Source organism: Mesorhizobium sp. M2A.F.Ca.ET.039.01.1.1, from assembly GCF_003998035.1.
GTDB lineage: Bacteria > Pseudomonadota > Alphaproteobacteria > Rhizobiales > Rhizobiaceae > Mesorhizobium.
The window spans coordinates 1-1,036 of record NZ_RZRY01001257.1; the positions used below are offsets into that span (position 1 = coordinate 1).

1 protein-coding gene is annotated in these 1,036 nt (G+C 69.0%); it reads right to left on the bottom strand.

Annotated features, from left to right (window positions below):
* Positions 1 to 1,036: FAD/NAD(P)-binding oxidoreductase (locus EOA24_RS39105; RefSeq protein WP_127410887.1), on the bottom strand; the 1,036-nt coding region annotated here is incomplete at both ends.

The window sequence follows — 1,036 nt, forward strand, 5'->3', positions numbered from 1 at the left end:
TAGCGTGGCCGGGCGCTCTTTGGATTGGCTACCGGAAGCTCTTCGGTGACCGCATGACCGAGGCGCGAGAGCGCGGCAGCCGCCGCGCGCCGGCCGCTGGCGATGGCGTCCTCCTCGGCAACGGCGCCGGCGAGATGGACGGGACCTTGAGGAAGCGTGATCGTCATCATGTGCGTGGCGGCGTCGTAGCCGACCTTGCCGCCAGCCTGGCAGGGCAATTGCCATGCCGGCGCGCTGCCGATCGAAACCGTCAGCAGGTCGCACGCGATCCAGCTTCCGCCGATACGGACGCGGGCGAGGTGACGGTTGCCGGCCGTGCCTTCCGCCGCCTCCACGGTTACGCCTTTGCGGATGGCGACGCCCTTGCCCCGGAGCTCAGCTTCCAGCGGACTGGTAGCGCCGGCAGGTCTCGGATCGACTAGCTCGACGACCGATACGCTGGCGTCCAGCAGATCGAGCGCCGTCCGGTAGCCGTCGTCATGGGCGGCCAGCACCACGGCACTGTCGCCAGGCCGCACGCCATAGTGGCGGATCAGGCGCTGCGCGGCTCCGCCGAGCATGATCCCCGGCAGGTCGTTGTTTCGGAAGACGGCCGGCTGCTCGATGGCTCCAGTCGCGAGGATCACCTCCCGGGCGCGTGTCCGATGGAGGCGATCGCCCTCGATCAGCGGCAGCCAATTGTCCTCGTACCAGCCATTGCAGACGGTGCCGGTCAGCAGCTTGAGATTGGGCAGCGATGCGAGCCGTGACGACAGGCCGGAGAGGACGGCCGGATCATAGCGGCCATAGCTCAGCACGCCGCCGACCTCGGGATTCTCGTCGCACAGCACAACGTCGGCGCCGGCCTCGGCGGCGGCGATCGCGGCACTCAGTCCCGTCGGGCCGGCGCCGACGACGAGCACGTCGCAATGCAGATGCGTCTTGTCGAAATGCCGGTGCGGAGCCTTGGTGTCGACCACGCCGAGGCCCGCCTTGCGGCGGATCATCGGCTCCCAGAATTTCAGCCAGCTGTCGCGGCGCGGGCCCATGAAGGTGC